Origin of the sequence: Acinetobacter sp. PC34 (assembly GCF_051789135.1) — a bacterium.
GTDB lineage: Bacteria > Pseudomonadota > Gammaproteobacteria > Pseudomonadales > Moraxellaceae > Acinetobacter > Acinetobacter johnsonii.
Genome location: NZ_CP196664.1, coordinates 1,180,722 through 1,203,684, shown reverse-complemented (window position 1 = coordinate 1,203,684; position 22,963 = coordinate 1,180,722). Strand labels below are relative to the sequence as shown.

Sequence of the window (22,963 nt, the reverse complement as noted above, 5' to 3'; positions counted from 1 at the left end):
TTATAACGTATTTTCAATCAGCTATCGTATGAAAATGGCTTTTCGCTTTAAGCCCACACAAAATAAATAGATATGCATCCTATGTAGCATGCTGAAAGAAGTGATTTCAAAAGGATGATAGAAAGGGAATGCCCTATTCTTAATTCAATACAAAGCGATGGATTAAAAATATGAGAGGGAAATCTGCGCCAATTATTTTCATTGGCGCAGAATAATCTTATACAGTGAAATCATCACCAAGATAAACTTGACGCACGGTTTCATTGGCTAAGATTTCATCTGGAGAGCCTTCAGCAATCACCGCACCCTCACTCACGATATAAGCACGTTCACAAATCGCCAAAGTCTCACGAACGTTATGATCTGTAATTAGAACGCCAATACCACGGTCTTTTAGAGTACGAATAATATCTTTAATGTCACCCACTGAAATTGGGTCAACCCCAGCAAAAGGCTCATCGAGTAACATAAATTTTGGATCGGCTGCAAGTGCACGTGCAATTTCAGCACGACGACGTTCACCACCAGATACACTCATACCCAATGAATCTTTAATATGGCTAATTTTGAAATCGGCCAGCAATTCATGCAGACGCTGTTTACGTTGTTCTTTGTTCAGGTCTTTACGCGTTTCCAAAATCGACATAATATTTTCAGAAATGGTGAGTTTTCTAAAAATTGATGCTTCTTGAGGTAAGTAACCAATGCCTTTACGCGCACGTTCATGCATGGCCAAATCAGACATGTCTAGGTCATCAAGATGAATTTCACCTTTGTCCATACGCACCAGTCCAACCACCATATAGAAACTGGTAGTTTTCCCTGCACCATTAGGGCCAAGTAAACCTACGATTTGTCCGCTTTGCATGCTAAACGATACATCTTTCACTACCCAACGCTTACTGTAGTTTTTCGCAAGATGCTTAATACATAGGGTTTGTGGCTGATTGAGAGTTTGCTCCATTAGTCACGCGCTCCTGGGAAGGATTGAGAACTTGAAGGTGGAATCACAATTTGAACACGACCACTCGACGAACCACTGTTATTTGGTGTACCAATCGCTTCGATGTCACCTTTGTTCATACTATAACGCAATGTATTACCGCGAATACTGGCACCATCTTGTTCTAGAAGTGCACTGCCCGATAAGGTAATAATGCCTGTTTCTGCATTATAAATAATTTTTTGCGCCTGACCTTTGGCAATACCTTTATTGGTACTGACTTGCTGCTGGAAACGTGCAGGCTTACCATTGGCCGTAATGGTGCTAATTTGACGGGTTTGATTTAAATTGGCAACAATTGAATCTGCTTGTAGTTTCATCGTACCCTGTTCAATGATGACATTGCCTGTGTACGTCGTAACACCAGTTTTTTCATTAAACGTTGCTCGATCTGCCACCAACGAAATCGCTTTACTACGGTCACTTGGTAGTGCTAAAGCAAAAGTTGAAACAGCCACACCTAAACTCAGTGCAAGTGTTTGCTTGAGGAAAGTTTTAGAAATAGAAAATTTTGGATTATGGTTCATACTTCCCTCGAATATGGAAAAAGTCATATTGACCCGTATTTAAATTCGCTTTTAAGCCCTGACTAACAAATTCGGCTTGTGGTGTCGTAACAACCACTTGATGCTGAGATTCAAGTTCACGCGTCTGTGGAAACGCAGTCAATTCTGCGGTCTCAAACTGCATCTGACCTTGATCCAACATTTTCTTTGCAACCACTTGGTTTGTCAGAACGACTTTTTCGTTGTCGTTGATGCCATTGGCTTGCTTGGCATAGAAAGTCGCATCCACTTTTCCATCTTTATACATCTCAGCATTTAAGTTCTCTAACTTAGAGGTCTTCTTTTGCATGTCCTGCTCAAGACGATCTACTTTTGCGCGGACGTATAAATTACCCTCCTCATCTGTTTGAGTCAGTTGGATCTGCTCAGCAGAATAGGTCATGCTTTGCGCACCATCGACCTCGAGCTTTTGCCCTTTTCCGCTGTAATAGTAATAACCACTACTGATAGCCGCAATGGCTACAGCAGTGATATATAAAACTTTAGTATCCATAAATGTTAACTAAACTCTCATGCATGCATACAGATTAATGCGGGACTGCGGTGTACTTTTCAAGTAAAGTTTCGTATACACCTTTGGCTTGTAAAATCATATCGCAGATTTCACGTACCGCGCCACGTCCACCCATCGCTTGAGTTACCAAATCGGCACGGCGACGTACTTCTAAATGACCATTTGGCACGGTCACTTTCATGCCTGCAATGGCAAATGCAGATAGGTCAGGCCAATCATCACCCATGTATAAACAATCTTCGGGTGAAATACCAAATTTTGCACAAGCCTCGCGCAATGCAACACCTTTGTCTTCACGGCCTTGATAAACAAGGTCCACGCCCAAATCAGACATCCGTTTTTCTACGATCTGACTTTTACGTCCTGTGATAATAATCACTTTCACACCAGCTTGCTGAACCAGTTTCATACCTAAGCCATCACGGATATCGAAAGATTTGATTTCGTCTCCCGAGTTAGTCAAAGTCACAAAACCATCACTTAAAATACCATCAACATCCAAAACTAGAGCTTCTACATAACGCGCTTGTTCTAACAAAATATAAGAAGCCATTTTTTAATTTACCCCAGCTTGAATCAGGTCATGCATACTCAAAACACCAATGACTTTATTGCTCTCATCAACAACGACAAATTGGTTAATTTTCTTTTCATTCATTCGCTCTAAGGCTTCAACAGCACGTGCTTCCGGTGAAATCGTCAGCGGGCTCTTAATCATCACATCAGACACCGCCAAGTTCACATCAAAACCTTGCTGTTTATCAATCAAACGGCGTAAGTCACCATCGGTAAAAATTCCTAATAGACGGTCATTTTCATCTACAATTGTGGTTAAACCTAGGCGTTTATTAGAGATTTCATACAGAACTTTGTTCATTGCTGTATCTGGAGACACTTTCGGTAGTTCGTCTCCAGTGTGCATTAAATGCTTCACATGTAATAACAAGCGTTTACCCAAAGCACCCGCAGGATGCGAGCGTGCAAAGTCATCTGAAGTAAACCCGCGTGCATCTAACAGTGCAACAGCCAATGCATCACCCAAGGCTAAAGTCGCCGTTGTACTCGATGTTGGTGCTAGACCTAATGGACAAGCTTCTTGAATATTGCCCAACGTCAGCGCCACATCAGCATTCTGTGGCATCGGCCCACGGTCATCCCCACTGATGGTAATTAAAGGCACACCCAAATATTTGATCAAAGGCATCAGCATCATGATTTCATCACTCTTGCCTGAGTTTGAAATCGCAATCAACACATCACCTGCAACCAACATCCCCAAATCACCATGCCCCGCTTCACCTGGGTGCATAAAGAATGATGGCGTACCTGTAGAGGCAAATGTGGCTGCCATTTTTCGGCCAATATGCCCTGATTTACCCATACCAGTAATGACTAAGCGACCTTTGCACTTTAAGATAATTTCACAAGCACGGCTAAAACGATCATCGATTTGCTGAGCAAGTACCGAGAGTGCCTGACGCTCTATCTCTAGTGTTTCTAAAGCAACTTTTTGGAAATCAATGGGATTTGACATATTTTCAGAATTCAACGTTGTTTTACCTGAACCGTGTGACGAAATGAAACGTCAGCACATAAAAAATAATTTTCGCAATTTTATCATATCTCTGTAGACAACTAGCGCGGAAATCTTTGGATTTTCACAACATATCTACAAATGTGTTTTGCTGATGATGAAAGACCTTTGTTTCAAATGCATATAGCTCGCTACCTTTTTATTCTTTTTTCTTTCGGCAACGCATGACTGCACAACTTTCACACTGAGAGGCTCTTATATATCCCCTAACTTAAGTGAAATAAAAAGTAGCCATCACAAAACTAAAGAGTGTCGCTAATTCAATCATTTCAATACTGGCACCAATGGTATCTCCCGTCACACCGCCAATACGCTGTATAAATTTATACCGCAAATACCACAGTACCAGATAAAAAGTGGCAATCACCACAGTACCAACCCATGCCCAATACAAAGCCACCAAAGGCATCAGCAGTAAAAGTGCCATTGCAATTGGTCGTGCTAAATGTTGGCTCAACTGACTGCCGAGTCCTTTATCGCGCACATAGTCTGTACTTAAAAAGAAGAATAGCGGTACGAGACGTCCTAAGACAGGAAATAAAATGAGTGCGCTATAACACTGCTGCTGCAATAACACACACAGTGCAGACCACTTTAATATGCATACCACAATAAGACTGAGTACACCTATCGGCCCACAACTCGGATCTTTCATGATCTCAAGTGTGCGTGCTTTATCACCAAAACCACCGATCCAAGCATCGGCAGTGTCGGCTAAACCATCCAGATGCAAACCACCCGTCAACCAAATCCATAACACCAGAATCACACTGCTTAACAGCACAAGTGGCAAAGCATGCAATAACAGGGCGATCCCATATAGAATTCCTCCCATAAGCAAACCCACTACAGGATAAAACAACAATGCCTGCGCATTTTGCTGAGGCGTTGGCATTACGCTTAGGCGAACTGGAAAGGTCGTTAAAAACTGTAATGCAATCCAAAACGGTGTCATTACACGTCCTCACTTTGAATAAACTGAAGCTGCCCTTGATCGAATACAAAGCAGTTCAACTGCCCTAACTCTGCTGACATTTTTAAAAGATCATTATCATGCTGTTTCAGCGCTTGGCATTTTAAGAGTTTAATCACTCCACCATGGGAAATAATCAATGCGCGTGTCCAGCCCTGCGCATACATTTGCTGAGTCAAGGTCTCTACTGACTCTAGAACACGACTTTTAAATGTCAATAAACTTTCCGCCTGAGGCGGGGTAAAGCTTAACGGTGTTTGCCAAAATTGAGCCAATTCATCTGGGTAGAGTTGATAGAGTCGCTCAGTCGACTGAGCCTCCCATTCCCCAAAATCCATTTCTTGCAAATTCGGTTCTATATACAAAGGAAGCTGTTTTTGCTCCGCCCACTGCTCTGAAAATAGACGGCAGCGCTGTAATGGTGAGCTATAAATGACATCCCACGCCTGACCAGTCTGCTCAGACTGTGTTATGGTAGATCGCATTTGCGCCCATCCTTTCGCAGTCAAAGCATCATCCGTTCTACCCCGTAGAGTATGGCTTAAATTAGTTTCGCCGTGGCGTAGGAAATCTAAATACAACATCCTTAAACTTTCTCACCAATCACGGCTGCTTCAGCAAATGTTGCCATCTCATTGTGTAAGCGACAGGCGAGTTTGATCAACCCCAGTGCAGCTCCTGCTCCACTGCCTTCACCCAAACGTAGGTTCAGCTTCAATAAAGGCATCGCTTTAAGTTCTTCTAATAAACGGACATGACCATATTCAGCCGACTGATGCCCAAAGAGCATCCAAGCACGAACCTGTGGATTTAAGCGTACTGCGAGCAATGCCGAAACGGTACTGATAAACCCATCTACCACCATTGGCAGCCTCAGTTGTGCACAGCGAATATACGCGCCTGTCATGGCTGCAATTTCAAGTCCACCCACTGCACATAAGGCTTTAAACGGATCGTTATCGACATATTGGGTATGCAATGCAAGTGCTTGATCAATCACTTGTTTTTTATGTATTAATTGTTCAGTACGGATACCTGTTCCAACACCCGTGAGCTTTTCAGCAGGTTCAGCCAATAAAAAACAAGCCACGGCTGAGGCTGAACAGGTATTTCCAATGCCCATCTCACCCGCGACATAGATATCTGCCCCATAAGCGATGGCATCTTCCACACTTTTTTGCCCCAAAGCAAAAGCTGCTTCACATTCAGCTTCAGTCATGGCTTGGGTTTGAGCAAAGTTAGCCGTCCCCGCGCGGATGCAGTGGCGTTCAACCCCGACATATTCATACGCTTCACCGACTGAACCACAGTCGATGACTTGTAACTTGGCTTGATACTCTTTGGCAATCACACTAATACACGCCCCGCCAGTTGCGAAGTTCTGCAACATTTGACGTGTCACCGCTTGTGGGTAGGCAGAAATATTTTCTTCCATCACCCCATGATCACCTGCAAAAATTGTAATCCATGGGCGGTCAATCTTGGGTTTTACAGTGTTTTGCAAACTAGCTAAGGTCACTGCAACCGATTCAAGCTCCGACAACGAGCCTGTCGGTTTGGTCAACTGTGACTGGCGTGCTAGGGCTTGAGGCAATACAGACTCACTCGGACTTTGACATGCTTCTAACCACCAACTCACACTTGCTCTCCTTTTAAAATCATTGGAAATCCTGCTACGCAGAACACCACTTTTGTTGCAATTTGACCTAACTGCTGATGCAATCGCCCTGTTTCATCAACAAAACGTCGGCTGATTTGTCCCATTGGAACCACACCTAAGCCTGTTTCATTGCTCACTAAAATCAGCTCGGACTGTAAATTTCCGACAACATCTAACAACTTCTGGCATTCTTGAACTTGCAAATCTGGGTCAGCATGCATCAGTAAATTACTCATCCATAAGGTCAGGCAATCAACCAAAATGGTTTGGTTTGGGCGATCTAATTTGAGCAACTGCTCTGCAAGATAAATGGGTTCTTCACACAGCCCCCAATCTTCGGGTCGTTGTTGCTGATGGTGTTGAATACGCGCTTGCATCTCCCCATCCAAGGCTTGTGCTGTGGCGACATAGATCACAGGCTGCGCCAGCTGTTGGGCAATCTGCTCCGCCAAGCGACTTTTCCCCGAACGTGCACCACCTAAAATCAGTTGCATTGCGCATTCCCCAACTCAATTTGTGTCTGTGAAAACAATGCCCCTTGTAGGACATGGGACTGATAAAAACCAAACGTGAGCTTTGAGACATTTAAGCTATACCTAATATCTTCAATTTCAGCCATACGTTCCAATACATGATCACTACCCACTGCTTCACGGTATAGACCTAATGTAATATGTGGACAATAACTTAATGCTGCGACTTCCTGCGAGGTTTGCAGCAATGTTTTTCTAATTTTATCCAATACGCCTGCGCTATCATCCACTTTTAAAAATAAGGCACTTTCAAAACTATTTAATCCACCTATCTGTAACTGAAAAGATTCTAGCTTTAATTTTTTAAGGCGTTCAAGCTGCTGATTCAGTTGCACTCGACTAAAGTCATCCGACTGTGTTGCCTGTTCTACCCAAAAACCTGCAACAAATAAAGTGATATGAAACTGCCGTTGATTTGATTGATAAAGCAAATCTGAAAACTGCTCACGAAGCTTTGTTAAATAGCTGATCAAAACGGGATCATCCACTTCAATATACCAAAGTGCATAGCGTTCTCGTCCCAAATGCCATTCAGGATAGTCTCGAGCTTCGGTCGGTACTACAGTACTATTGGGTTGAAGAAACACAATTTTATTCACAAATGAAGATGAATGATTTAAGCATATTTTTGTCAAAATTATGGGCTGAAACGCCGAGATAATTTCACATTTAAATGAATTATTTTCAATACACTCAAATTACAGACATAAAAAAACCCCAAGTTGAACTTGAGGCTTTTTAAATTTTGGAGCGGGAAACGAGACTCGAACTCGCGACCCCAACCTTGGCAAGGTTGTGCTCTACCAACTGAGCTATTCCCGCAATATGGATGTGCATTATAGAGAGTTTCATCAAACTGTCAACACTCTATAATGCAATTGCTGAATTAATCAGCGCGGCGCCAGATTGTCCCTTGGCGAGTGTCTTCCAAAACCACACCTTGATCCAACAAAGACTGACGAATTTCATCCGCTTTGGCAAATTCTTTGGCTTTTTTCGCATCTTGACGTTGTTGAATCAAATCTTCAATTTGCTCTTCAGACAAAGCCAAAGCCTCTTGCCCAATATCAGACTTCAGGAATTCTTCAACATTGTGCTGAACCAAACCTAGAATATTGGTTAAATGACGCAAAGTTGCATAGTAAATCGCAGCTTGCTCAGTTTGTTGCTCTTTTACGGCACGGTTCAATTCTTTGTTTACTTCAAACAATACCGCAATGGCTTCAGCGGTATTGAAGTCATCACGCATGGCACTATTGAAACGCTCAAGCAATGTTTCATCTAAGGTATCGACTTGTGTATCGCCATAGGCTTGTTGATAAGCTTTGAATGAATGATAGAAACGTGACAGCGCTGTTTTTGCTTCTTTTAAAGCAACATCAGAGAAATTCACAGGGCTACGATAGTGTGATGACACAATGAAGTAACGAATCACTTCAGGGTGGAACTTATCCATCACATCACGAATGGTAAAGAAATTGCCCAATGACTTCGACATTTTCTCACCATCAACGTTGATAAAACCGACATGCATCCAATAGTTGACATACTGCTCGCCAGTTGAAGCCTCAGACTGTGCAATTTCATTTTCATGGTGCGGGAACATGAGGTCCGAACCACCACCATGAATGTCAAAATGGTTCCCTAGGCAGCAAGTCGACATGGCAGAACATTCAATGTGCCAACCCGGACGACCTTTGCCCCATGGCGAAGCCCATGCAGGTTCATTTTCTTTGGCATGTTTCCAAAGTACAAAGTCAAAGGGATGTTTTTTCTCAACTTCAACATCAACACGTTCAGATGCACCCGCTTGCATATCTTCCAATTTACGTCCTGAAAGACGACCATATTTAGCGAATTTTTCCACTTGGAAATACACATCACCATTGGCAGATGGATAAGCTGTACCCTTTTCAACCAGATTACCAATCATGCTTTGCATTTGATCAATATAATCCGTCGCACGCGGTGCTTCATCTGGATGTAGGCACCCTAGATTTTCAGCATCTTCATTCATCGCTTGAATAAAGCGGTCTGTCAGCTGCGTAATCGACTCGCCATTTTCATTGGCACGTTTAATGATTTTGTCGTCAATGTCGGTAATGTTACGTACATATTTAACGCTCCAACCTTGGCTACGCAGGAAGCGAATAATATAGTCAAATGCAACCATCACGCGCGCATGTCCAATATGACAGTAGTCATATACCGTCATACCGCAAACATACATATCAATATGCCCCTCAACACGAGGTACGAATTCTACTTTTTTGCGTTGCTCTGAGTTATATAGAACAAATGGTTGCATAGCGATTCAAAAGACTTCAAATATAAGAATGGATCATCTTAACCTAAGCATTATTTTTCATAAAGTTTTCAGAAGATTTTTCTTTCAATTATCTCGCCGCTTTTCATTTATACGCAACTATTTCCAAATTTCCATTATCCAAATCTTAAACGGGTTACTGGTAAATATTGGCATTGCATGATGCATTTACTAGGGATGAACATGTACATGCTCGCAATGCTCATGGCTATGAGGTTTTGGCGCTTCATGATCTGTTCGAATACAGCAACCCTCGACATACTGACTGGTACCGTCCATATAAAATTCCTCTTTCCATACAGGAACTTCATGTTTCACCCGTTCCACCGCTTCCTCGCAGGCTTGGAAGGCTTCACGGCGGTGCGCGGCATAAGCCATCGCAATAATGGCAGTATCGCCAATATCTAAAGCGCCAATGCGATGCACCACCCGAACATAAGACACGCCATATTTTAATTGGATCTCTTGTTCAATTTGACGAATCATTTTTTCAGCGACAGGTGCATAAGCGGTATATTTCAATGCTTTTACAGCTTTACCTTGATGGTGATTTCGCACCGTACCAATGAATATGCCTATGCCGCCGCACTCAGGAAAATGCTGGATGCCATCAAAGTCATTTTGGCTAAAAGTCACGGTTTGAATCCGTGGAAATTGTTTTAATTCCATCTCAACCTCCTGCCACAGGGGACAACAACACCAAAGTACAATCTCGACTTAAAATAGTCTGCCTTGGAATAATGTCTTCACCGATTGCACAGGCACAGCGCTCCAATACTGTGTGGACATCTGGGTACTGAGTAACGAGATCCTTTAAAACCACCGTAACCGATGAATCAGGCTCGCATTGCAGCATTAAATTAGGGGGTAACTGGCGTTCAATCGCACCAAAAGCTTCAATCTTCACTTTAATCACGTTGTTTAATTCCTGAGTCATCCTAACCTCCAATCATATGCATACTGATTTTTCGCACGGGCTGATGCAACTGCTGTTTTTGAATAGCATGAAAGCCTTGCTCTTTATGCCAAACATAAGTTGAAAGTTTACTTTCTAAAACAAAGGGTTCATGCTGATTGAGCTGGGCAAGTTGCTGAATATCTGACTTTAAATTTAAGCCTTGCTTGGCAAAAAGACAATTATAAAACTCACCTTGCGCATTCAACCGTAGTCGATCACACTCCCCACAAAATGAGTTGCTAATGGTAGAAATAATCCCAACCTTCTCACCATCTACCCGATAACTACGTGCAGGATTGGCACCTTGTCCTTCAAGCACTTGCACCGTAAATTGCGAGCTGAGTTGGGACAAAATCTCTTGTTCAGTGACGACATCGGCTTGCGACCAATTTTGATCGCCATCCAAAGGCATAAACTCAATAAAACGCAGTTCTACCTTTTGCAGCTTTGCCCACTGAACCAAAGGAACAATTTGATCGTCATTGATGCCTTTCATCAGCACGGTATTGATTTTGATGTTAAAACCAACCTGCTGTGCGACCTGAATTCCTTCCAGCACTGTATGTAATTGTTTTTTAGTGAGGTGTTGAAATTGTTCGGCATCTAGACTGTCTAGACTAATATTTAAATCATCCAGCCCTGCTTGCTTTAAAGCAGCGGCATATTGTTTTAAATAGTGACCATTGGTGGTCATGGAAATACGCTTCAGCCCCTGTTTTTTTAGGCTTTGTAGCTGTTCGATAAAATGCACCACACCTTGGCGCATTAACGGTTCACCGCCCGTGATACGAATTTGCTCAATGCCATGCTGCACCATAAATTTGCAAAAATGGTAGAGTTCTTCAAAGCTGAGCAAGTCGTGCTTTTTCATCCATTCGGGATGTTCGGGCATGCAATAGACGCATTTAAAATTACAACGATCCGTCACAGAGATTCGTAGTTTGCGCTTTTCACGTCCAAACTGATCTTGGAATACTCTAACTGCGGATACATGGGTCATGCTGTTCATCTGTCTTACCTATGCGTCCTTTGAGCGGTGTCGGTGCAGTTCATATTTCACGCCCTATTTTCTAAAGTATAAATTGCAATAACTGTTCCAACTTTGTGCACTTTTTACATTTTGAGTATTTTCAGTTCACCGCCGTAATGAGTGATCACTGCTACATACGTTTATAATCTAAATAAAATAACGACTCCCATAAATATATTCTAATTTTTTGTTTTATAATAAATTTAATATAAACACGAATACTTATTTGGTTCTTTTATAGATTTTTATTTAAACAGTCAAATCGGTTTATGGCAACATCTTTTGCTCTCAACACACCTCCTCTCTTCAATATCTGAGGTATTTATAAAAAATTGAGTTGCCGATGCTGTTGTAACTCATCCAACGAGTTAATGCTGTGAAAAAACAGTGCATGATTTTTAAATCGTGCCACTTGTGGGTGCAAATCTGCAAAACACTGCCTTAAACTGCGCTGATTTTGCTCAAGGTGCTGAATCAATGTCGGTAAACTGCTCCGTTTTAACAAACAAAACGGATACAGTGCACGGTCATTGATTTCTACAATAACGACACCACAGTTCGGATCTTGTTGCATCGCTTGATGTAACCGTGAAAACACTTTTTTCGGAATAAAAGTTACATCACAGGGCACGAACAGCACATAGTCTGATTGCACATGTGTCCATGCACTTTTCATCCCCATCAAGGGCCCTTGAAAGCCTGTTGCCTCATCTTCAAAAAAGCCAATCGACGGAATCAACCGCTCATAAATGGAATGATCGCGATGGCTGTTGACCCATAACTTGGTTGCACGTGACTTTAACTGCTGATGAATTTTGATAAGTTGAATTTCATCATCAAATTTTTGCAAGAGTTTATTAATGCCATTCATACGGCGCGCCTGACCACCCGCCAAAATAACAACTTCAGTTTCTGGGTAGCTCACGGGTTTGAGTATTTTTCTTTTCATTCTACCTCCTCCGTTTGACACGCTTTGATCAGACCTCGAATTTCAGGTAAGCAAGAACCGCAATTGCCTCCTGCCTTTAAGCATGCAGTGACTTGTTTTTCATGGGTGATATTTTTTTCTTTAATGACATCGATAATACGATTTTTCCCAACTTTAAAACAGCTACAGACCAGTGGGCCATCGCTATTAGTCATTGACATGGCTTGCCCTGCTAATAAAGCCTTCCGATGCATCGCGCTTAAGCGTTCGCGCTTAAACAGACTTGCCACCCAGTCTCGATCTGGCAATAACGCTTTAGGTGCAATATACAGACTCGCAATGAGGTGTCCATCTTGTAACACCACACTATGACTGATATGGGCGGTTTGATCTTCTACATTGAGCCATTCAAAACTTTCATCATCAAAAGGCAATAAAGCTTTGAGTTGTTCCGTCGTTTCCGTAAAACGTCGACGGTCTGCCAGCTCATAACGAATAGCTTTGGACGTTTTGATTTTGGTCCACCAAATGCTTTGTTCAATACTTTGTTGTACCAAATGTTCAAAGCCCGTTCTGACATAAAATACGCCCTGCCATTGCGTATAAAACGGATGAATCATCACAGGGGTATGTTTGAACTCAGGTTCTCCTGAAATCGCATCCACCACAGGATTCACCACTTTTCCAATCCGTGCATCAGATGCGAATTGATCACTCCAGTGAATCGGTGCAAAAATCTGTCCACGGCGGATATTGTCACTGACTGTAGCTCGCAGTACGCAATTTCCCCAAGCCGATTTGATCTCCACCAGTTCGCCATCTTTTAAACCATATTTCAGGGCATCATTTGGGTGAATCTCACAATAGGGTTCTGCTTTATGTGTGCTTAAATTAGCTGATAAACCTGTACGTGTCATGGTATGCCATTGATCGCGGATGCGTCCTGTATTCAGCACCAATGGATACTCACTGCTAATTGGATTCACCGCACCAACTGCCGTTGTTGCAATAAACTTGGCTTTACCATCTGGATGACTAAACTGACCATCTTTAAATAATTGGGCAAAAATGTTTGGTTTGGTTTGGCCGTTTTTCAAAGGTACGAGCACAGGCCATTGCGTCGGTTCAAGCTCTTGGTAGTCATCAAATGAAAGATTCGTCAGACCTGCCAAATTGAAATAGCGAAATGTTTCAGTCGATGAACGTAAATCGATTTCTGCATTTTGATAAGCTGAAAGTTGTGCATGTTCTTTGAAAATGTCATGACTACTTTCAAAGTCAAAACCCTGAAATCCTAATTTTTTAGCAACTTGTGAAACTGACCACCAATCCGCTTGTGCTTGGGCTGGGCGTTCTAGAAAGGCACGCTGTCTAGAAATCCGGCGTTCAGAATTAGTCACCGTGCCGTCTTTTTCACCCCAACCCAATGCAGGCAGTAACACATCGGCATATTGAGTGGTATCGGTATCCAGACAAATGTCTGACACCACCACAAACTCACATTTCTCTAGTGCACGTTTCACCTGATCGGCATTGGGCAAACTCACCACAGGATTGGTCGCCATAATCCAAATGGCTTTAATTTTTCCGGCTTCGACCGCTTCAAAAAGGTCGACGGCTTTTAAACCCACTTGCTTTGCAATGGTTGGACTGTGCCAAAACTGCTGTACCAATTGTTGATGCTTTGGATTATCCAAATCCATATGGGCAGCCAACATATTGGCAAGTCCACCTACTTCACGCCCGCCCATCGCATTCGGCTGGCCCGTCATGGAAAAAGGCGCAGCGCCTAATTTTCCAATTTTGCCAGTTAACAAATGACAGTTGGTAATGCTATTGGCTTTGTCTACCCCACGTGAAGACTGATTCACCCCCATTGAAAATAAGCTCATCACTTTTTCTGTTTGAGCAAATTTTTCAAAAAAGAGTGCTAATTTTTCAACAGAAATCCCCGTCCGTTCGCTCACACTCGCTATTGATGCTTCCGATGCACTACTTGCCAACGCTTGTTCTAAGCCTTGAGTATGCTTTGCAATAAAATCGGTATCGGTACAATGATTGTTTGCTAAATACTGTAATAAACCATTGAACAGCGCGACATCTTGACCCGGTAAAATCGGTAAGTGTAAATCAGCCGCCTCACAGGTGGCAGTAAAACGCGGGTCAATCACGACGACGAAAATATCTCGCTCCTCTTTAGCTTTCATGATGCGTTGATACAGCACAGGATGACACCATGCAGTATTTGAACCCACCAAAACCACCATATCGGTATGTTCAAAATCACTATAACTGGCTGGAACTAAGTCTTCACCAAAAGCGCGTTTATGCGCAGCAACGGCTGAAGACATACACAACCGTGAATTGGTGTCGATATTGGCCGTACCTAAGTAGCCTTTAACAAATTTATTGACCACATAATAATCTTCAGTCAGCAGCTGACCTGACACATAAAAAGCAATACTTTCAGGCCCATATTGATCGATATAATGTTGAAATTTATTGGCGATTAAATTTGTTGCGGTATCCCATGAACTTACCTCACGTTGCGGTTTACGCCCTAACATGGGATGTAAGACACGTGTTTCTAAACCTACGGTATCGGCTAAATTACTGCCTTTAATGCACAACTTTCCAAAATTAGAAGGATGCTGAGCATCACCCTCCACAGAGACTTTTTGCCCTAAAGCCGTTTCTTCAACAGTTGCTGTTACCCCACATCCCACCCCACAATATGGGCAGGTGGTTTGTGTAGTTGTAATCATTTTTTCTGTGGAGCTATGCAGTTCCATTACAGGGATACTATTCATTTCTGCTTCGCTCCTTTATCTATGGCAAATACTTAAAATCACCCCTCCTTTTTAGAAGGGGTTAGTGGAAGGTTTTACCCTGCTTTTTTTAATGCAAAATCTTTACCAAATAACAATTTATTTCGAATTGAAGAAATTGGGGTTTGATCCGAAATAAGTTCTGCATACCAAACACCATCTTCGGTATCCCCAAACAACACCGCACCAACGACCTTATCCTTTTGAATAATAATACGTTTATAAATCTGACGTTTTTCATCATTTAAAATAATGTCTTCAAAGTCATCCTTCGGTTCAAAATTACCCGCTGAGAACACATCACAACCACTTACCTTTAACTGTGTTGGAACAGTTGGTGCTTTGAACGTTAAGCTGCCATGCTCCGCCAAATGTGAGGCACAAATGAACGCCTGCCCCCAAAGTGGCTCAACCAAGCCAAAAGTCTGGCTACGATGTTCAATACACTCTCCCACGGCGTAAATACTTGGGTCAAAAGTCTGCATGGTGTCATTCACCAACACACCACGGTTACAGCGCAGTCCTGCACTTTGTGCAAGTGCCATGTTCGGACGAATACCAACTGCAAAAACCACAAGATCCGCCTCTAAGACTGTACCGTCTTTCAAGCGAATTTGAGTGACATGACCATCTACACCCACCAATGCTTCAGTATTGGCCTCAGTAATAATGGAGATACCCTTTTGTTCAATACTATGGCGTAGCATTTGGCTGGCTTTACTGTCTAATTGGCGCTCCATAATACGATCCATCAGATGTAAAACCGTGACATTCATCCCGCGTTGTTTGAGGCCATATGCAGCTTCAAGTCCCAACAGTCCACCACCGATTACCACGGCATTTTTCTTGGTCTTGCAGTAATCCAGCATGGTGTTGATGTCGTAGATATCTCGGAAACTAATGACACCTTTCAAATCCGATCCAGCAATTGGAGGAATAAATGGTTTCGAGCCTGTCGCTAAAATTAAACGATCATAATCAACCACTTCACCTTTTTCGGTATAGACCTGCTTACGAGGACGGTCTATACGTACCGCAGGGTCACCCGCAATGAAACGAATCCCTTTGTCGCTATACCATGCATGTGGATGTAACATGATGTCGTCAATGGTTTTATCGCCTGACAATACAGGCGATAACATAATACGGTTGTAGTTTCCCCAAGGCTCTTCACCAATTACGGTCACTTCATAACGATCTGGTGCCATATCGAGCAAATCTTCCAAACAACGCATCCCCGCTAGGCCATTACCAACCAGCACCAACTTCATTTTTTCCTGAGATGCACCTGTGTTTGTGATGTAGGTTTTTTGTGGTGTCGGACTAATCCACACTCGGCCATTTTCAATTTTACTTGGAAAAACCAACAGTTTCTGATCTTTATCTTCCAAACAACGTCCTGTCGCCAAGCTAAAATGCTGTTTATAAATGGGCGATGCCACCACACGCTCACCTTGCAAATCACCAATAATGCCGCGCGACATTACAAAAGCTTGGCTAAATGGGTCTTGATTGCTCAAGGCATATACCCGCTTTTCAGCACCGACACGAAAAATAGCAATTTGCTGATGTTCAATAAGTGCACCTACGCCAGTGTTTGGCGTTACATCATCTAACGCACAGACATCAACCCAATTTAGCTCATTCATTTCTTTTAAAATTGTCATCATCTTGATCCTTTTTAAACTTATTCATTCATTTATTCCCTCTATCTTTGCTTTTGAGAGAGTGCTGAAGAAAGAAGTTTGAATACCCTAATTTGTTAAGCTTCAACCACTGGAATACGGCTACGATCTCGTTCAGCCTCAGTTTTAGGACGAATCTGGCCACGAACTTCTGCAAACTGAATATGCGGATCTTGTTGTTGCTCAGCTTTGGCATTGATGAAAGTCACGAAGCGTTTACGTACTTCTGGGTCTTCAACAGCCGTACGCCATTCATCTTGATAAGTCCCCACCACATAGCTCATACGACGTTCCAGTTCAGCCGCTAGACCTAAAGAATCATGCACAACCACATCTTTGAGATAATCTAAACCACCTTCCATGTTGTCGCGCCATACCGAAGTTCGTTGTAAACGGTCTGCGGTTTGCACATAGAACATAAAGAATCGGTCGATGTATTTAATTAGAGTTTGGGTATCGAGATCCGAAGCCAATAACTCGGCATGGCGAGGCTTCATCCCGCCATTACCGCAGACATACAGATTCCAGCCTTTTTCAGTGGCAATCACACCGACATCTTTACTTTGTGCTTCGGCACATTCACGGGTACAGCCTGAAACAGCCATTTTTAATTTGTGCGGTGAGCGCAGTCCTTTGTAGCGGTTTTCTAGGAAAATAGCTAAACCCACCGAGTCATCCACACCGTAGCGACACCATGTACTGCCGACACAAGACTTCACTGTACGCAACGATTTCCCATACGCATGGCCTGACTCAAAGCCGGCAGCGATGAGCTTTTCCCAAATTTCAGGAAGTTGGTGAATTTGCGCGCCAAACATATCGACACGTTGCCCACCAGTGAGCTTGGTATATAAGCCATATTCTTTAGCAATTTGCCCCACAGCAATTAAGCCGTCAGGCGTCACTTCACCGCCTGCCATCCGTGGGACGACAGAATAAGAACCATCTTTTTGAATATTTCCTAGGTAGTAGTCGTTACTGTCTTGTAGACCTGCATGGCTTGGTTTCAAAACAAAGTCATTCCAACACGACGCTAAAATATTGGCTGCAGTTGGCTTACAAATATCGCAGCCCAAACCATGACCATGTTGTTGAATCAGGTCATCAAAAGTTTTGATTTCATTAACCCGTACCAAGTGATACAACTCTTGACGTGAGTAGGCAAAGTGCTCACAAATATGGTTATTCACGGTCACGCCTTGGCGTTGTAATTCAGATTTTAAAACTTGGGTCACTAATGGTGCACATCCACCACATGCAGTAGCTGCTTTGGTACATTTTTTTAGGGCCCCTAGAGACGTTGAGCCCTCGGCGATTGCACTGCAAATATCGGCTTTAGAGACGTTATTACATGAGCAAATGGTTGCACTGTCTGGCAGTAAATCGACGCCACTACCGCCAGATTTAGCGGAAGATTGTGCATAACCCGGCATGATTAAACTTTCAGGATTTTCTGGAAGCGCTAAACCATTCAGCATCATTTGTAGTAAGTCGTTGTACTCTTTTGCACAGCCCACTAAAACCGCGCCAAGTAACTTGGTTTTTTCGCCGTTCACCACGATTTTTTTATAAACTTGTGTATCTTCATCGGCATAGAAATAACTGAGTGCATTCGGTGTCATCGCATGTGCATCACCGACAGAAGCCACATCAACGCCCATCAGTTTCAATTTGGTGCTCATGTCTGCACCCGCAAACTCAGCACAAGTTTGTTCAGTGACATGTTTTGCTGCAATACGTGCCATGTCATAGCCCGGTGCCACCAGACCATAAATTTTGTTTTGCCACAGCGCACATTCACCAATGGCATAAATATCTGGATTTGACGTTTGGCAATAATCATTAATCATGATCCCGCCACGCTCTCCAAGGGCTAAACCACTTTGACGTGCCAACTCATCACGTGGGCGAATACCCGCTGAGAACAAAATAATGTCTGTTTCAAGCTCAGAACCATCACCAAATTTCATCACATGCTTCGTCGTTGCACCTTCCTCAATTGATGAAGTCGCTTTTTGGGTATGGACTTTTACGCCTAAGTTTTCAATTTTTGCACGTAGAACCTTTCCGCCCAAGTCATCAATTTGAACCGCCATAAGACGCGGTGCAAACTCAACGACATGGGTTTCCAAGTTCAAATCACGTAGCGCCTTAGCGGCTTCTAGGCCCAATAAACCGCCGCCAATTACCACACCTGATTTCGCATTGAGACTTGCAGCACGAATCGCATCTAAGTCTTCAATGGTTCGGTAAACAAAGCAGTTTTCACGGTCATTACCCGAAATAGGCGGAACAAAAGCATATGAACCTGTTGCCAAGATTAATTTGTCAAAACTAAGAACATCACCATGATTCGTCGTCACCGTTTTATGGCTTTGATCAATTGCAACCGCTTTGGTATTCAAACGTAAATCTATGCCATAAGCATCAGCAAAATCTGCACGACAAAGGGTTAAATCCTTTGCTGATTTACCACTGAAATACTCAGTCAAATGTACGCGGTCATAAGCCAAGCGCGGTTCTTCGGCCAAGATGGTAATTTCAACATCATCACCCACATGTTCGAGTACTGATTCGATAAATTTGTGGCCAACCATGCCATGACCAATCATGATGATTTTCATATTCTTTCTCCGCAATATTTCATTTGTTCTGCCTGAGCCTTGAGGCTTGGGTTTAATCTCTTTATTTAGTTTTGCGCTTCAGCAATGCTACGATCATGTACTGCTTGTTCGAATAAGCGCTGTTCCTTTTCTTTATGCTCAACAGAGAACCGAATCATAAGGACAAAACTTGCAGCGATGACCACCAAGCCACCTAAAATCATCAGTGTGGTTTGAATATCCAACATACCTTTGAGTAGGAAACCTGCTGCCACTGCACCCACGTTACCCCCTGCGCCAATAATGCCTGCCACACCGCCCAAAGCATCACGATCAATAAAAGGTACCAAAGCATAAGTTGCACCACATGCCATGTGGGTGAACAATGCGAAGACTGTCATTGCGAGTATCGCAAAGATAGGGGTATTCATTTGAGAGAATAAGACGAGGAAGATACCTTCCAGCAGAATCATGCCAAACAACACTTTAGTACGACCATCAAGCCCTTTTTTAGTTGCGACTTTGTCTGACACAATGCCGCCCAGAGCACGAGCAAACAGTGCCAGTAAACCGAAAATACCAGCCGCCATCCCGGCTTCTTTTAAACCAAAGCTAAAGTGGTCAACGTAGTACATCGCGACAATGTTATGAATAAAAATTTCAATCCCGAAACACGCGGCATAGGCACCAAATAAAATCCAAACACGGTAGTTTTTCGCAGCATGCATCAGAATCGCTACACCACCTTTTTTATCTGAACCAACACTGACACCCTCTGCACGAAGTTCTTTGAAGTTGCCTTGTGGGCAGTCTTGGGTAAATTTCCAATACATCAACCCCACGATCAGCATCAGTACACCCGGAACAATCAGTGCAATTCTCCAGCCCATCGCTTGCTCTACACCAAACATCACTAAGGCACCAAGCATCAATGGCATGAGTACTTGTGTTGCACCACCGCCTGCATTACCCCAGCCTGCTGTCGCTGCGTTTGCAGTCCCGACTACGTTTGGCGCAAACATAATGCTGGTGTGATACTGAGTGATGACAAAGCTTGCCCCAATCGCACCAATCAATAGACGGAAGAACAAGAAGGATTCATAGCTATTTGCAGACGCTACTCCAAAGACTGGAATGCTGCCGAGTACAAGAAGTGCGGTATAGGTTTTACGCGGGCCGTATTTATCACACAATGGCCCCACAATAAGACGAACTAAAATGGTGATCGCGACAGCTGCAATATTGATATTGGCAATTTGATCTTTGGTTAAATGAAATTCACCCGCAATCACTGGCATCAGCGGAGCACAAGCGAACCAAGCAAAGAAGCAAACAAAAAAGGCGAGCCAACTCATGTGGAAGGCTCTCATTGCTGCGCCGTTAAAACTGAAAAGACTTATTTTTGTTGCTTTTTTAGCATGTAAATTTGAAGACATAACCTTCTCCAGACTGAACTGAGCGTATAGTTTTTCTACAGCACAAACACTTGGGATGTAGAAGCGATCAGAACGGACGTCGTTGGCCGTCTTACAAATTTGATTTAGAGTCGTCTTTGACTCATTAGGGATAATGCAACGAGTGTGCCAATATTTATAATTTAATTTTAATATTTTGTTTTTTAATGATTTATTTAAAATAAAATCTTATAATTCGATATAATCAGCTCTTTTTTTTTAAAGCACAACAGCTAGTTTTTCCGACTTTTTAAAACACTGCTACCTCTTGGTGCATTTTGCATTATCGATGAGCATCTGTTTTCTCAAATAAACGACATTGCTTTGTTCTAAGCACGACATCTAGAAATTCGCCCTTAGATGTACAAATCGACTGAGAACATCAACACTTCGATTTACTAAACCCATATCCGCAATCGTCTTCATGCCAACATGCATACTTGGTCTGTAATCGCGACCATAAAGATTGACTGCCTGATTCGAGATAAAGCTGGCATTTGTTAAGTTTGGCATTTAAATTGCTTGTATACTTTTAGATCTCATTTTCAGGTTTTCCTGAGCACTGTACAGTATGCCTAAACTGAAAATTGCATTGATTGATGACAATCAAGAACGTGCACAATATATTCGAAATTCCCTCATCGAACATGATTTCGATGTAGTTGCCTGCCTGATTATCGATCACATCAATATTAGCCGTCTTGAACAATTAAGTGCTGACGTCATTTTGTTAGATATGGACCACCCGCAACGTGACATCATTGAAAGCTGTGTAAGCCAATTTAATCTGCCCACTGTTTTATTTACTAAAAATAGCCATAAAGACACCATTAAAAGTGCCATAGATGCTGGGGTGACAGCTTATATTGTGGATGGGATCGATCCTTCAAAATTAGAAAATATTTTAGAAATCTCGATCGAACAGTTTCGTAAACACAAAAAATTGCTCACAGACTTACAAGACACTAAAAATAAACTGGCTGACCGTAAAGATGTGGAGCGTGCGAAAGTCTTGCTGATGCAATTACATGGACTATCTGAAGATGATGCCTTTCAATTGCTGCGTAAAAATGCCATGAGCCACCGTATGACCATCGGTGAAATGGCAAGACGTCTGTTGGATGCTCAACAGCTTTTACAATCTCAACTCAAGGACTAAGTCATGGCTCAACTCGAAAAGTCGCAACTTCATCTGGGCTATATTCCACTTTTAGACTGTGTTGCTTTACTGTGGGCTAAACAACGCGGTTTTTTTGAAGAAGTGGGCTTAGACGTGAGCTTAGTCAAAGAAGCATCTTGGGCAAGTTTAAGAGATCGTTTGGCTTTTGGTTTCCTAGACGCAGCACATTGCTTATCTGCTATGTTGCCTACTGCCGCACTCGCTCAAGATCAACTAGGTATTCCGCTACAAACCCCTCTCGTCTTAAGCTACAACAGTGCTTTTATCAGCTTAAGCCAAAAACTATGCTACGCGCTTGATATCAAAAAAACTGACGATGCAGCCACCACTGCACAGAAATTCTTTAGTGCCATGCAGCATGAACAGTATCTTCCGATTGCCCATGTGTTTAAGCAGTCTATTCATCATTATTGTTTACGCGAGTGGTTGGCGTTGGCCAATCCTGAGTTTGCCAAACGCGTACATTTACGCACTTTACCGCCGCCCTATATGGTGGAAGCCATTTCAAATCAATTGATCGATGGTTTTTGTGTTGGGGAACCTTGGAACACACAAGCGGAAATTCAAGGCTATAGCCAAATCATTGCGACTGGCTCAGACATTATTCCTCGCGTCGCAGACAAAGTACTGGCTGTGACTCAAGAATGGGCTATCTCCAATCCCAATACGCTTGCAGCCCTCGTCCAAGCCATCCAAAAAGCACAAGTTGAACTTAAACAAATGCAAGATCTTGAGCCTGTTTGGCAAGTCTTGGTCGATTACAACATCATTCGCTTTGCATGTTCAGCAAGTGTTCACGTCGAAAAATATCACCTGATTCAGAACATCATTCGTGGTTTTATTCCCAAACAAGCCCAGCCGCAAGTTTCGGATTTTGTTTGGCTCACACAGCAAATGCAAAAATGGGATGATGTAAATTTAGAGAGTGATGAAATTCACGGTATTAGTGAAAATTGCGTCATTCAAACAAAGACTTGATTTTTTAAATTATTACTACATGTTACTTAAGACGTAATTACGCACTATTTTGAAACATTTATTCTGAATAATATTTTGAAGTAAATCTGCGATCTAACTTTACTGCCACTTTATTGGGCATTTTTCTTTAGCTTCCATTTATCTGAGCGC

General features: G+C 42.7%; 21 protein-coding genes and 1 tRNA gene. 2 read left to right on the top strand and 20 right to left on the bottom strand.

Translation table 11 applies throughout. From position 1 onward, the window contains the following. Nucleotides 1-217: 217 nt before the first annotated feature. The 20 genes from lptB to ACSC9N_RS05810 all read right to left on the bottom strand — a co-directional run bounded on the left by lptB (nucleotide 218) and on the right by ACSC9N_RS05810 (nucleotide 20,637). Nucleotides 218-964: an LPS export ABC transporter ATP-binding protein gene (gene lptB / locus ACSC9N_RS05905; RefSeq protein WP_004696348.1), complete on the bottom strand. Its 747-nt coding sequence runs from the start codon at nucleotides 962-964 to the stop codon at nucleotides 218-220. Next, the gene (lptA, locus tag ACSC9N_RS05900) at nucleotides 964-1,530 is read right to left on the bottom strand and encodes a lipopolysaccharide transport periplasmic protein LptA (RefSeq protein WP_010327067.1); all 567 of its coding nucleotides are present in this window, start codon (nucleotides 1,528-1,530) and stop codon (nucleotides 964-966) included. The genes lptB and lptA overlap by 1 nt, the downstream gene beginning before the upstream one ends. Continuing rightward, nucleotides 1,520-2,062 carry an LPS export ABC transporter periplasmic protein LptC gene (gene lptC / locus ACSC9N_RS05895; protein ID WP_005400648.1) on the bottom strand — a complete coding sequence of 181 codons (543 nt, stop codon included), beginning with the start codon at nucleotides 2,060-2,062 and terminating at the stop codon, nucleotides 1,520-1,522. Before lptC ends, lptA begins: the two co-directional genes overlap by 11 nt. A gap of 34 nt (nucleotides 2,063-2,096) precedes the next feature. Further along, entirely contained in the window at nucleotides 2,097-2,636 is a 540-nt protein-coding gene (locus ACSC9N_RS05890; RefSeq protein ID WP_004982122.1) for a KdsC family phosphatase, read from the bottom strand. A 3-nt stretch (nucleotides 2,637-2,639) separates the two neighbouring features. Continuing rightward, the gene (locus ACSC9N_RS05885; protein ID WP_010327068.1) at nucleotides 2,640-3,617 is read right to left on the bottom strand and encodes a KpsF/GutQ family sugar-phosphate isomerase; all 978 of its coding nucleotides are present in this window, start codon (nucleotides 3,615-3,617) and stop codon (nucleotides 2,640-2,642) included. A gap of 271 nt (nucleotides 3,618-3,888) precedes the next feature. After that, nucleotides 3,889-4,632 (bottom strand): adenosylcobinamide-GDP ribazoletransferase, encoded by a 744-nt coding sequence (locus ACSC9N_RS05880; RefSeq protein ID WP_010327069.1) that lies wholly within the window; start codon nucleotides 4,630-4,632, stop codon nucleotides 3,889-3,891. Continuing rightward, the gene (locus ACSC9N_RS05875; protein ID WP_010327070.1) at nucleotides 4,632-5,234 is read right to left on the bottom strand and encodes a histidine phosphatase family protein; all 603 of its coding nucleotides are present in this window, start codon (nucleotides 5,232-5,234) and stop codon (nucleotides 4,632-4,634) included. Before ACSC9N_RS05875 ends, ACSC9N_RS05880 begins: the two co-directional genes overlap by 1 nt. 2 nt (nucleotides 5,235-5,236) lie before the next feature. After that, nucleotides 5,237-6,289 (bottom strand): nicotinate-nucleotide--dimethylbenzimidazole phosphoribosyltransferase, encoded by a 1,053-nt coding sequence (gene cobT / locus ACSC9N_RS05870; RefSeq protein WP_010327071.1) that lies wholly within the window; start codon nucleotides 6,287-6,289, stop codon nucleotides 5,237-5,239. Further along, nucleotides 6,286-6,804, bottom strand: a complete 519-nt coding sequence (cobU, locus tag ACSC9N_RS05865) for a bifunctional adenosylcobinamide kinase/adenosylcobinamide-phosphate guanylyltransferase (protein WP_010327072.1) — start codon at nucleotides 6,802-6,804, stop codon at nucleotides 6,286-6,288. The genes cobT and cobU overlap by 4 nt, the downstream gene beginning before the upstream one ends. Next, nucleotides 6,795-7,442, bottom strand: coding sequence for a 2'-5' RNA ligase family protein (locus ACSC9N_RS05860; RefSeq protein WP_029575060.1), 648 nt, complete (start codon nucleotides 7,440-7,442; stop codon nucleotides 6,795-6,797). The genes cobU and ACSC9N_RS05860 overlap by 10 nt, the downstream gene beginning before the upstream one ends. Nucleotides 7,443-7,589: 147 nt before the next feature. Next, a tRNA-Gly gene (locus ACSC9N_RS05855) sits at nucleotides 7,590-7,665 on the bottom strand. A 64-nt stretch (nucleotides 7,666-7,729) separates the two neighbouring features. Continuing rightward, nucleotides 7,730-9,151: a cysteine--tRNA ligase gene (gene cysS / locus ACSC9N_RS05850; protein ID WP_010327074.1), complete on the bottom strand. Its 1,422-nt coding sequence runs from the start codon at nucleotides 9,149-9,151 to the stop codon at nucleotides 7,730-7,732. A gap of 189 nt (nucleotides 9,152-9,340) precedes the next feature. Next, on the bottom strand, nucleotides 9,341-9,838 hold the full coding sequence (locus tag ACSC9N_RS05845; RefSeq protein WP_010327075.1) for a molybdenum cofactor biosynthesis protein MoaE: 498 nt from the start codon (nucleotides 9,836-9,838) through the stop codon (nucleotides 9,341-9,343). A gap of 1 nt (nucleotide 9,839) precedes the next feature. Further along, complete coding sequence (locus ACSC9N_RS05840; protein WP_010327076.1) at nucleotides 9,840-10,106, bottom strand: MoaD/ThiS family protein; 267 nt, start codon at nucleotides 10,104-10,106, stop codon at nucleotides 9,840-9,842. Nucleotide 10,107: 1 nt separating this feature from the next. After that, nucleotides 10,108-11,136: a GTP 3',8-cyclase MoaA gene (gene moaA, locus ACSC9N_RS05835; protein ID WP_029575061.1), complete on the bottom strand. Its 1,029-nt coding sequence runs from the start codon at nucleotides 11,134-11,136 to the stop codon at nucleotides 10,108-10,110. A gap of 343 nt (nucleotides 11,137-11,479) precedes the next feature. Continuing rightward, nucleotides 11,480-12,106, bottom strand: a complete 627-nt coding sequence (gene mobA / locus ACSC9N_RS05830; RefSeq protein ID WP_010327078.1) for a molybdenum cofactor guanylyltransferase — start codon at nucleotides 12,104-12,106, stop codon at nucleotides 11,480-11,482. Then, nucleotides 12,103-14,895 (bottom strand): nitrate reductase, encoded by a 2,793-nt coding sequence (locus ACSC9N_RS05825; protein WP_010327079.1) that lies wholly within the window; start codon nucleotides 14,893-14,895, stop codon nucleotides 12,103-12,105. Before ACSC9N_RS05825 ends, mobA begins: the two co-directional genes overlap by 4 nt. Before the next feature lie 74 nt (nucleotides 14,896-14,969). After that, on the bottom strand, nucleotides 14,970-16,580 hold the full coding sequence (gene nirD, locus ACSC9N_RS05820; protein ID WP_010327080.1) for a nitrite reductase small subunit NirD: 1,611 nt from the start codon (nucleotides 16,578-16,580) through the stop codon (nucleotides 14,970-14,972). A gap of 95 nt (nucleotides 16,581-16,675) precedes the next feature. After that, nucleotides 16,676-19,222: a nitrite reductase large subunit NirB gene (nirB, locus tag ACSC9N_RS05815; RefSeq protein WP_010327081.1), complete on the bottom strand. Its 2,547-nt coding sequence runs from the start codon at nucleotides 19,220-19,222 to the stop codon at nucleotides 16,676-16,678. A 65-nt stretch (nucleotides 19,223-19,287) separates the two neighbouring features. Further along, on the bottom strand, nucleotides 19,288-20,637 hold the full coding sequence (locus tag ACSC9N_RS05810) for an MFS transporter (protein WP_029575062.1): 1,350 nt from the start codon (nucleotides 20,635-20,637) through the stop codon (nucleotides 19,288-19,290). Between the two features lie 589 nt (nucleotides 20,638-21,226). On the opposite strand from ACSC9N_RS05810, the gene ACSC9N_RS05805 reads away from it, so the two are divergent. Beyond that, entirely contained in the window at nucleotides 21,227-21,814 is a 588-nt protein-coding gene (locus ACSC9N_RS05805) for an ANTAR domain-containing response regulator (RefSeq protein WP_004982170.1), read from the top strand. A 3-nt stretch (nucleotides 21,815-21,817) separates the two neighbouring features. Then, the gene (locus ACSC9N_RS05800) at nucleotides 21,818-22,813 is read left to right on the top strand and encodes an ABC transporter substrate-binding protein (RefSeq protein ID WP_010327083.1); all 996 of its coding nucleotides are present in this window, start codon (nucleotides 21,818-21,820) and stop codon (nucleotides 22,811-22,813) included. The last annotated feature ends 150 nt before the right edge of the window (nucleotides 22,814-22,963 follow it).